The organism is Anaeromassilibacillus sp. Marseille-P3371 (assembly GCF_900169665.1).
GTDB lineage: Bacteria > Bacillota > Clostridia > Oscillospirales > Acutalibacteraceae > Anaeromassilibacillus.
The window spans coordinates 583247-593997 of sequence record NZ_LT835157.1; the positions used below are offsets into that span (position 1 = coordinate 583247).

General features: G+C 50.9%; 5 protein-coding genes. 4 read left to right on the forward strand and 1 reads right to left on the reverse strand.

What is annotated here, in order from left to right; translation table 11 throughout:
* The first annotated feature begins 137 nt into the window (after positions 1-137).
* The 4 genes from B9Y59_RS01785 (at position 138) to B9Y59_RS01800 (ending at position 9662) form a co-directional block, all read left to right on the forward strand.
* Positions 138-6185, forward strand: coding sequence for a GH92 family glycosyl hydrolase (locus B9Y59_RS01785; protein WP_158088911.1), 6048 nt, complete (start codon positions 138-140; stop codon positions 6183-6185).
* Positions 6186-6475: 290 nt separating this feature from the next.
* The gene (locus B9Y59_RS01790; protein ID WP_054323730.1) at positions 6476-7690 is read left to right on the forward strand and encodes an ROK family transcriptional regulator; all 1215 of its coding nucleotides are present in this window, start codon (positions 6476-6478) and stop codon (positions 7688-7690) included.
* 11 nt (positions 7691-7701) lie between these two features.
* Positions 7702-8664, forward strand: coding sequence for a type I phosphomannose isomerase catalytic subunit (locus B9Y59_RS01795; protein WP_242967182.1), 963 nt, complete (start codon positions 7702-7704; stop codon positions 8662-8664).
* Between the two features lie 32 nt (positions 8665-8696).
* Positions 8697-9662, forward strand: coding sequence for an ROK family protein (locus B9Y59_RS01800; protein ID WP_085531456.1), 966 nt, complete (start codon positions 8697-8699; stop codon positions 9660-9662).
* A gap of 817 nt (positions 9663-10479) precedes the next feature.
* Here the strand turns inward: B9Y59_RS01800 and B9Y59_RS14990 are convergent.
* Entirely contained in the window at positions 10480-10677 is a 198-nt protein-coding gene (locus tag B9Y59_RS14990) for a hypothetical protein (RefSeq protein WP_143255203.1), read from the reverse strand.
* Positions 10678-10751 lie beyond the last annotated feature (74 nt).

The window sequence follows — 10751 nt, forward strand, 5'->3', positions numbered from 1 at the left end:
TTACTTATATTTGCGCTGTGAGTTTATTTTTATTGTTTAATTTGTTTGATAAACTGGCAGGCAGGAACATGAAAAAGGAGGGGAAGGAAGCTCATTTGGCAATCTGGTCGTATAGATACGAGAAAAGGAGGAAAACAATGAAAAGGTTCCAGAAAATCATAGCGATGGCTCTGGCAGCCACCTTAGCGGTTCCAGGGTCGGTGCTCTCGACCTTTGCCTCGGCGCGCGTTGAAGAGGGAAAAAGCTTCTTTACGTCGTTTGAAAATGACGAGGAATGGTCGGATAATTTCAAGGCCAACACATTGGAAGTCGTGGATGGCAAGGGAAAGGCTCAAAACGTGTCCTCCACCACAGCGGATCGCTTGGTGGGCGACATTACCAGCTTGGTGGAGCTGAGTAGCATTCAAGGTTCGGAAAACCATAACAATAATGAAACAAAAGAGAAGCTCTTCGACAACAATTCCGGGACGAAATTCCTTGCAAAGCAAAGTGCTTCGGTAGAGAACCCGGTGTGGGTATCGTTCCAGATCCAGGAGCCCAAAGCGGTCAAGGCATATTCGATTGTTTCAGCAAACGATGCGGAAGCGCGTGACCCGGTGGATTGGACCTTCTCTGGCTCCAATGATGGAACAACCTGGACAGAACTCGACAGCCAAACCGGCGTCCGGTTTAACAGCCGCTATGAAAGCAAGACATTCACCTTTGAAAACGATACCGCCTATGCCTACTATAAGATCAACATCACCAAGAACAACGGCGACAGTGGGATGGTCCAGTTTGCCGACCTGAATATTGCGACGCTTGATGAGGCGGACGACGATATCAATTTAACGGTCATGGGGACCACCATTGAGAGCGGACCGGCTTCTGTGCACGATGCAGCTTCCAATAAGGGCTGGACAGGAGATAAGGCACTGAAGGTCACTGGTTATCACAAGGGAGAAGGCGAAGCGTATGCGTATAACGTCATTTACGACGGCCTGAATATCCCGGTAACGGAAAATACGCAGTTGAGCTATACGATCTTCCCGGAGTGGACGACCGGCTCGTATGACTTTGAGTACACCTCTACTTATATCGCAGTGGATCTCGGATTCAGTGATGGTACCTATCTGAGCGACTTGAATGCCGTGGATCAAAATGGAAATATCGTCTCGCCAATGGAGCAGGGACTCTCCAAGACCCTGACGACCAAGCAGTGGAATAAGATCTCCACCTACATTGCTTCAGGCGAGGACACGATCGGCAAGACCATTACGAAGGTGTTGGTCGGTTACCACAAGCCTTCTAATCCCACCGGTGCGGATGATGCCTTTACCGCGGACATCGACGACATCCGTATTGAAGAAGTCCCGCAGGTCGAACAGGAACATCTTTCCGACTATGTGTATACCCTGCGCGGCACCAACGATGGCACGAGCTATTCCCGCGGCTTGGTCTGCCCCGGCACCACGATGCCGCATGGCTTTAATTTCTGGGCCCCCGTTACTCGCGCCGGCGACAATAAGATGTACAACTATCAGCTGAGCCGCGATGGTAACACGCTGAAACATCTGACAATCAGCCACCAGGCTTCCTATTGGACCGGCGAGCGCGGCACCTATGAGTTCATGGCAAACAGCAGCTTTGACCCGGCTACGGTTACCAGTATTGGAACCGGCGTGCGTGGCGCTGCATTTACCCATGAAAATGAAATCGCAAAGGCGCACCACTACAGCGTGACCTTCAATGAAGACGACGAGAAGGCGGGCGGCGTGACCATGGAAGTCACCCCAACCGAACATGCGGCGGTTCTTCGCTTCACCTTCCCGGAGAACGCTCCGTACTGCAACATTCTGCTCGATAGCGACCGCGCCAGTGGATCGACCACCTTTGGCGAGGATGGAAAGAGCTTTACTGCATATTCTGACCACAACAGCAATGGTATGCAGCGTATGTATGTTTATGGCGAGTTCAGCCAGCCGTTTACGACGGGACGTTCCATCGGAAAGGGCGGCATTGCCAGCTTTGAGAAGGCCTCTTCCGGCGAAACAGTGATCGAGATGAAGGTCGCCACTTCCTTTATTAGCATCGAACAGGCCAAAAAGAACCTCCAGCAAGAGATTGCAGAGGATGAAGGCTTCGATGAGATCTTTGCCAAGGCTCAAAAGACTTGGGACGACCAGCTCGGGATCATCGAAATTGAAGGCGCGACCCCGGATCAGATGACCAGCTTCTATTCCGGTATGTACCGCCTGTTCATGTATCCGAACATGCTCTCCGAACAGACCGGCGAAGGCTCTGAGGATGGTTGGCAGTACCGCAGCCCGTATGGCTCGCATGAGGTCAAGGACGGCGTGATGTACTACAACAACGGCTTCTGGGATACCTATCGTACCACTTGGGCGGCCTATTCGCTGTTTACTCCGTCGAAGGACATTGAGATGCTCAATGGGCTTGTCGAGCACTATAATGACCAGGGTTGGGTACCGCGTTGGATCGCTCCGGGCGGCACCAACAGCATGGTCGGCACAAGTTCCGACGTAATCTTCGGAGATGCAGCAAAGAAGGGTCTGGACTTTGAGGTGGAGAATGCCTTCTGGTCCTCCATTAAGAACGCCTCTGTGGTCTCCAACAACCTGACCAACGGCGGACGCAATGATCTGACCCGCTCTATTTTCAATGGCTATACCAGCCTGGACATCGGTGAAGGATTCTCTTGGTCGATGGAAGGCTATATCAATGACTTTGGCATCTACCAGATGGCTAAGGCGCTGGGATATGCCGATGAGGAACAGTATTATCTCAACCGCGCACAGAATTACGTCAATCTGTTTAACGACGAGATCGGCTGGTTCATGGGCCGTGATGTCAACGGCGCTTTCCGTACCAGCAGCGATGACTTCAACCCCGGTATCTGGTGGGGCGATTACACAGAGACGAATGCCTTCAACATGGCGTTCACGGTGCCGCAGGATGGCCAGGGTTTGGCAAACCTCTACGGCGGCCGTGAAAAATTGGCAGAGCGTTTGGACGGATTGTTCAATGCCTCCCCGGATTTGGTTCAGGACGGCACCATCCATGAGATGGTGGAGGCCCGCGACCTGAAGATGGGCCTGTATGGACATAGCAACCAGCCGTCGCACCATATTCCGTATATGTACAACTATGCGGGCCGCCCGGACCGCACACAGGAAGTTGTCCGTGAAGTGCTGGCGCGCGCCTATGTGGGCAGCGATTTTGGCCAGGGCTATATCGGCGACGAGGACAACGGCGAGATGTCCGCATGGTACATTCTGAGCGCCCTGGGTATTTATCCGGTGAACATGGGCAGCGGCGAATACGCCATCGGTTCTCCGCTCTTCACCAAGGCCACCATACATCTGGAGTGCGGCGAAGACCTTGTCATCAATGCGCCGAACAACAGCAGAGAGAACATCTATGTACAGGGTGTTAAGCTCAACGGGGAAGAATACAATAAGACTTATTTCAACTACAGCGACCTGATTCATGGCGCAGTCATCGATTTTGATATGGGTGACACGCCGTCCGATTGGGGAACTTCTGAGGATGCCCTGCCGACCTCCATCACAGAGGGTGACCAGGTGGCAGAGCCGAGCCAGGATATGACCGTCACTTCTCCGGTTGTTGGAGAGGAGATCCCCTCCGGCGATGTGATACAAGATACGGTCTACAGTGCGGCGACGGACCGTGTAGAGAATTTGTTTGACAATACCTCGGACACGACAGCCAGCTTGAATGGGAACACCGCATCGGTTTACTATGGATTTGCGACTCCAGCCTATGTGGATATGGTCACATTGACTTCCACTTCCGATCCGGAAAAGGCGCCGGTCAGCTTTGAACTGTTTGGTTCAAACGATGGGAAGACCTGGACCTCTTTGGAGAAGCGTGATGAACTGTCCTTTGAATGGGCAAAGTACACCCGTCCATTTGCAGTCAATGCGGAAGAAAAATACGCGAACTATCGCATCGATTTCACAGGTTCTGCGGATTCCATCGAATTGGCAGAGGTTGAATTGATGGGCAACATCAAAAACTCCATTGACCGTAGCACGCTGGAAAAACTTGTCGAGGCAGCTGAGGCGAAAGATCTAACAGGCTATCCGACGGCAAAGGTGGAAGAATTCCAGAAGGTTCTGGAGGAGGCCAAGGCTGTATTGGATAATGAAGAGGCTACCCAGGACGAGATCCGTGAAGCGGTCGAAAACCTGCAAAAGGCGTCCAGTAAATTGGGCGCGATCCGCAATCCGTATGTGCGTCTGGAGGCAGAGGATTATGACGCTGGCGACGTTGTGAAGGATGTCGACAGCAATCGCAGCGGCGGCGGTAACATCGGCGGTGGCAAGAATGGCTGCTATGCCATGTACAACAACGTAAACTTCGGCGACAACGGCGCTGTACATGTGGTTATGAGCTATTCTAGCCAAGGCCGCGACGCGACCAATGACGGCCGTATCCAGTTCTTCCTGGATTCTATGGAAGGCGAGCCGGTGGCCGAGCTGAAAACGCATAACACCGCAGAAGATAACTGGAGCACCTATGTGCTCACGGAAACCGACATTGAGCCGCCGATCACAGGCTCACATGACTTGTATATCAAGTTGGTCGGCACCGAAGACAAGGCGTATGTTGCAAACATCGACTACTTCGACTTTACAGAGGGCCAGGGCGGCGTCAGCGGCACCTATGACCTTACCGTTGCGTACAGCGGGCGCGATGCCAGCCTGAGCGTAAATGGTGAAGAGCAGAGCATTGCAGACCTTATCAACCAGTACAGCAAAGAATTGGAAACAGGTACAGAAGTAGAGTTGACCTTTGTTCCCCAGGTGGAAGGCAGAAGCTTTGCAGGTGTCACCCTGAACGGAGAAGCACTTGAACTGACCGTTCCGGATTCCTTTACATACCGTTATACCATGGGTACAGCGGATGAAACGCTGAAATTCGAATTCACAGTGGTCAACAAGTCGGTATTGCAGTCGATTATTAAGGCTGCTGAAGCGCTTCTGGGCAGCGAAGAACTCGAAACTGTGTTGCCATCCATCAAAGAGCGCTTTGACAAGGCCCTTGAAACAGCCAACGAAGTCAATGGTCGTTTGGAAGCAACCCAAAAAGAAATTGATGCAGCTTGGAGCGAACTGTTGGATGTCATGCATCTGCTGAGCTTTGAGTTAGGCGATACAACGACTTTGGAAGCATTGTTGGCAGTCGCAGATGAGCTTTCTGAAGAAGGCTTCACAACCAGCACATGGGCGGCGCTTGTAGAAGCAGTGGAAGCAGCAAAAGTCGTTGCCGATCAAGAGGAACCGCTGAAAGCGGACGTGGAAAAAGTTACAGAAGATTTGATCAATGCACTTTATGGTTTGGAAGAAGTTGCGGACTTTAGCCAGTTACAGCTCTTGATTGAAAAAGCAGAGGAAATCGACCTTGTATTAGAAGAAGACTATGTGCAGGACGAAGAGGCGATCTCCGCATTCCATAAGGCGCTTGAATATGCAAAGACATTGACAAAGGATTCCGCACAGGAAGACGTCGATGAAGCGGCAAAAGCGCTGACCAAAGCAATGGCCGATCTTCGCAAGAAGGCAGATAAGAGCGAACTGGAAGAACTTCTGGAGGAGCTCAAAGAGCTTGATCCCGCGGACTACACAGCGCAGAGCTATGCGTTGGTTGCGACAGCGATCAAGAACATGGAAGTGATTTTGGCGGACGAAACCTTGGACGAAAGCCAGCAGGCGGTTGTAGATAATGCAGTCAATAATGCCCGTGTTGCAAAGGCAAAGCTGGTTAAAGTAAATGATCCAAAACCGGATCGTCCATCCAAGAATAATTCCAGCAACAAAACAGCCGTTCCGAATCATTCTTATGGAAACAATGGTATTGTTGTCGCAGGCCAAAAGGTTGCCACGGCAAGCGCGTATGTGCGCAGTGATACAACGGTCAACTTCATATTGAAGCATGGCCAGGCCTATTGTTTCAAGATGTCTGTGGTCAATGGGAACAATCTGGCGCCGAACTTCACAGTCGGCAATGGTGAGGTCCTCAAAACGCAGTTTGTGGCACAGGTTGGCAATGATTACTACTACAGAGTCTATGCAATCGGCGCATCCGGACAGAGCACAGGTGTTTATACCTCCCTGCCGGGCCAGAATGTTGTAAAGCATTGCACGGTCACTATTGCATAAACGTCTCTTTCATAGGGGCAAACATCGTTCATTTTGATTGCGACGCCTCTTTTTAAGGAGAGAACGCTTTCTCATCAACCGTAAAAAAGAAAGAAGCCAGCCGGTCGCATGACATGGAAGTGCGTGTGGCCGGCTGGCTTTCCAGCCAGAAAAAGCCTTGCTTCTTTCAATACGATGATTCGCTCCCGGCATAGCCGCGGAAAAGCATCCTATGTTCGCGGCGTACTGGAAACAGTCCGCCGCGACGATGCGTTCAGGACAAAAGATCAATCCAACAGGGGGAATCCAAGATGCTCGGCAATATAAATAGCGAAACGATGCGAGCGACCAATTTGCAGGTGATCTTCGACTATATTCGGCGCAATGAACCGGCCTCCCGGCGTGACATCGCAGAGTTCGGTGGTTTAACAGTGGCGGCAGTTTCCAATATCACTTCCAAACTTTTGGCGAATGGATTGGTTGTGGAAGTAGGTGCCGGAGAGTCTGTAGGTGGCCGGCGTCCAACGCTATTGGGGATCAATGCGGACTGTCGCTATGCAGTGGGGATCGATTTGACCACCAAACAGATCAAACTGGTCATCACCAATTTTAAAGCACAGATCATTCAGGAATGCGCCTGTGAGACCCCACTCGACTGTGGTCCAGAGCATGTTCTGGACAGCATGGCTCGGATGGTCAAAGAATCCGTAAAGAGCGCCGGGATTGATCCCCAGAAGGTGATCGGGATAGGAATCGTATCCGCAGGCCCTTGCGACCCAGAGCGGGGAATCATGCAAAGCCCGCCAAATTTCCCGGATTGGGGAAATGTTCCCATTCGCGATTATATACAGGAGCATACGGGGTACCCTGCGATTTTCGATAAGGACTCCGTGGGGGCCGCGATGGCGGAGTATTGGTTTGGTAAGGTGGGAGGATGTGGAAGCGCCTTTGGATTCCTGATTAATCGGGCGGGTGTAGGCGGCGCTCTTCTGGTAGACGGAGAAGTATTCCGTGGGTTTAATGGAGGGGCCGGCGAAGTCGGTCATACAATTGTGGATGTACATGGCGCGAAATGCTCCTGCGGAAATTATGGGTGCCTGGAAACGTTGGTGAATGAACAGCGATTGGTTCGAGAGGTAGCCACAGGGTTAAAAATGGGACGGGAGTCGGTACTGGACGGTATCGAGGACTATGACTCCATTACTCTGAAGCAAATTATGCAGGCGGCAGAAGACGGGGACATCCTCTGCCGGAACGCTTTGGATCGCATGGCGGATTATCTTGCCATTGGGATTCGCAATATTGCGACGCTCTTTTCACCGGAGATGATTGTGCTTTCGGGCGGGATGATCTCCCGATATGCTTATTTTACCCAGACGGTCTTGAAAAAGGCCAAGCAGAGACAGCGCGAAAAATTTGTCAAATGCATGAACGTTGTGGAGTGCAGTTTCCGTGAAAACCAATGTGCGCTTGGCGCCGTTGCGCTGGTTCTGGAAAAATTTTATAGAAGTATCCAATTGGACTGAGGAGAATGTATATGAAACAATATCCAATGCGGCTCCATCCAGCGTTCAAGGATAATCTCTGGGGTGGAGACCGCTTAAAAAAAGACTATCATAAACAGACGGAATTAACCCCGTTGGCAGAAAGCTGGGAGTTGAGTTGCCATAAGGACGGCTGTTCTACCATTGAAAACGGCCCGTATGCGGGAAAGTCCCTGGCAGATTATCTCCGCGAATTTCCAGATGCGGCCGGAATCCGCGGCCAGGAATTCCCCGCGTTTCCCATTCTGTTTAAGTTGATCGACGCTAAGGACAATTTGTCCATTCAAGTTCATCCGGATGATGCGTATGCCATGCGCGTTGAAGGGGAATATGGAAAGACAGAGATGTGGGTGGTATTGGATTGCCAACCCGGGTCCAAGTTGGTATATGGCTTTAAAGAACCGGTCACAAAGGAGATCTTCCAGGCCCACATTGAACAAAATACTCTGATGGACCTTGTGAATGAGGTGGAAGTTCATAAGGGGGACGTGTTCTTCATCGCGTCCGGAACGCTTCACGCGATCGGAAAAGGGATTGTCATTGCAGAAATCCAACAGAGTTCCAACACTACCTATCGTGTTTATGATTATGGAAGAAAGGATGCCAATGGGAACCCACGCGCCTTACATATTGAGAAAGCGCTCGATGTGACCAATCTGGAACCATATCACCCCCAAAAAAATCATGATCCTGTGCGCCAGGAAGGTGGCGCAAAGGTCGAAACACTGGCAGATTGCCGTTATTTTCACACGGACCGGATTCACCTTTCTGGGGAAACGCGGCGTACAGTGGATGAAGAGTCCTTTGAAGGGATTTTCTGTGCAGAGGGAACGGCCGTACTGTGTGCAGATGAAACGGCGTTGACCTTGCAAAAGGGAGACACCGTTTTCCTTCCGGCCGGAATGGGAACCTATACGCTCCGTGGAGAGGCCATGTGCCTTTCAATGCACGTATAGGACAGAAGTACGATTAGAAAAGAGGCGAGCGTATGAAGTATTATGCAGGAATTGATCTTGGAGGAACCAACATTGTAGCAGGCATTGTAGATGAAAACTTTGTGATCGTCGCTTCCGCAAAACGCAAGACTGCTTTGCCACGCCCTTGCGACGCCATTGTGGAGGATATGGCAACTACTGTAAAAGAGGCGGTTGCGCAGGCAGGTATTTCCTTGCACGATCTCGAGTATGTCGGCTTGGGATGTCCGGGGATGATCGATTATCAAAATGGCGTGGTGGTTTATTCCAACAATTTGGAGTTCTACCATGAACCGTTGGGAGAAAAACTCTCAAAACATCTGGGCCTTCCCATTCTGATGGCAAATGACGCAGACGCTGCAGCATTTGGAGAATTTAAGGCAGGCGCGGGCCGCGGAAGTGAAAACATGATTGCCATCACGCTGGGAACAGGTGTTGGTTCTGGAATCATCATCCGTTCCAAGTTGTATACAGGGTTTGCTTATGGAGGGGCGGAAGTCGGCCACAGCCTCTTGGTAAAGGACGGGGAACTCTGTACCTGTGGGCGCCATGGATGCTTGGAGGCGTATGCCTCTGCAACCGGTCTAATCCGTATGACCAAAAAGTACATGGAAGAGCATCGAGAGAGCCTGATGTGGACATTTGTCGACGGAGACCTCAGTCGAGTAAACGGGCGGACCGCCTTTGATGCCATGCGTCAGGGCGACACGGAGGGAACTCGTGTGGTTGAAAAATATACGGAGTATCTGGCGGAGGGGATTGTCAACATCGTGAACATTTTCCAACCAGAAATCATCTGTATTGGCGGTGGAATCTCCAAAGAGGGGGAGACGTTGCTAAAGCCTATTAACCGGTATATCGGGCAATATGCATTTTCCCGTTTTGCAGACAAAAACACCGTCGTCCGCATTGCAGAGCTTGGCAACGATGCGGGTGTGATTGGCGCAGCGTTTCTGAAGGATGCGTTTCATTGTAGATAACGAGGACAACAAACCAGTAAGACATATGGGATTGTCTATGATAGTAATAACATGTTTGCAAAGCAAGGGAGAAAAGAATCCCCCTTTGCAAGCCAGCGCGATCGCAAAGGAGGGAGAACACCAAAGCGTTTCTCAAGCAATTGCAAGTGGGGCGCTTGATCTGGTCTTTTGAAAGAAAGTTGTTGATTTATCCAATATTTTGAGGGAACAGATCTAGATAGTGGAACTTATCAGGAACTGCTCCCGAAAAATAATGGTTAAGTATTGGGTTTATAGTTTGATTTTAAAAAAATTAAAAGAAAACAATATAGAAGCTGTCCCCCGGTCAACAGACTGGGGGACAGCTTCGTATAAGAGACTTTTTATTCACATAACCTAGTGATTATCGAATAGCTACAGGAAGATGTCATTGGTCGTAGAGTGCCTTTGGCGCCTATGGCATTTCCTATGCTGGCTCTCTTCCATCCGTGATTCCTTGATCACATGGCTTATACCCTTCGCAAGCTACTCGACATTCAGCCAATGGTCACCGTGCAGTGTTTCACTGCGTTCTGCCCCGGCAGTGTCGTGTGGACGCACGGCGTTTCCTACACTGGCTATCTTCCACCAGCGGTTACTCGATCGAAAGGCTTATGCCCTTCGCAAGTTACCCGGCATTCAACCAATAGTCACCGCGCAGTGTTTCACCGCATTCTGGCCCGGCAGGGTCGTGTAGACGCACAGCACCTTTTGCGCCTCCGGCGTTCCCTGCGCTGGTGCTCTTCCACCAGAGATTTCTTGATCGAATGACTTATGCCTTTCGCAAGTTACCCGGCATTCAGCCAATGGTCACCGTGCAGTGTTTCACAGCATTCTGCCCCGACAGGGTCGTGTGACGCACGGCGTTCCCGACAAAAGCAGACTGCAAAGAGTTTGCTTTCCGTTCCACAGGGGAAGTCCTACAGGAGCAAGCAGAAGCCTTCACAGTGGCCGGCATCACTAACTTGCCATAGCGTAAAATAGATGAATCAAACATAGAAGGACCTAATCCTGGGAATCCCCAGGATTAGGTCCTTTGTTTATCAGGAAGAAACCTTCCCTCTTATTTCG

What these genes read in the sequence shown, in the direction of transcription:
- B9Y59_RS01785 (WP_158088911.1), top strand. Translation starts at nt 138, where the DNA reads ATGAAAAGGTTCCAGAAAATCATAGCGATGGCTCTGGCAGCCACCTTA.
- B9Y59_RS01790 (WP_054323730.1), top strand. Translation starts at nt 6,476, where the DNA reads ATGCTCGGCAATATAAATAGCGAAACGATGCGAGCGACCAATTTGCAG.
- B9Y59_RS01795 (WP_242967182.1), top strand. Translation starts at nt 7,702, where the DNA reads ATGAAACAATATCCAATGCGGCTCCATCCAGCGTTCAAGGATAATCTC.
- B9Y59_RS01800 (WP_085531456.1), top strand. Translation starts at nt 8,697, where the DNA reads ATGAAGTATTATGCAGGAATTGATCTTGGAGGAACCAACATTGTAGCA.
- B9Y59_RS14990 (WP_143255203.1), bottom strand. Translation starts at nt 10,677, where the DNA reads ATGTTTGATTCATCTATTTTACGCTATGGCAAGTTAGTGATGCCGGCC.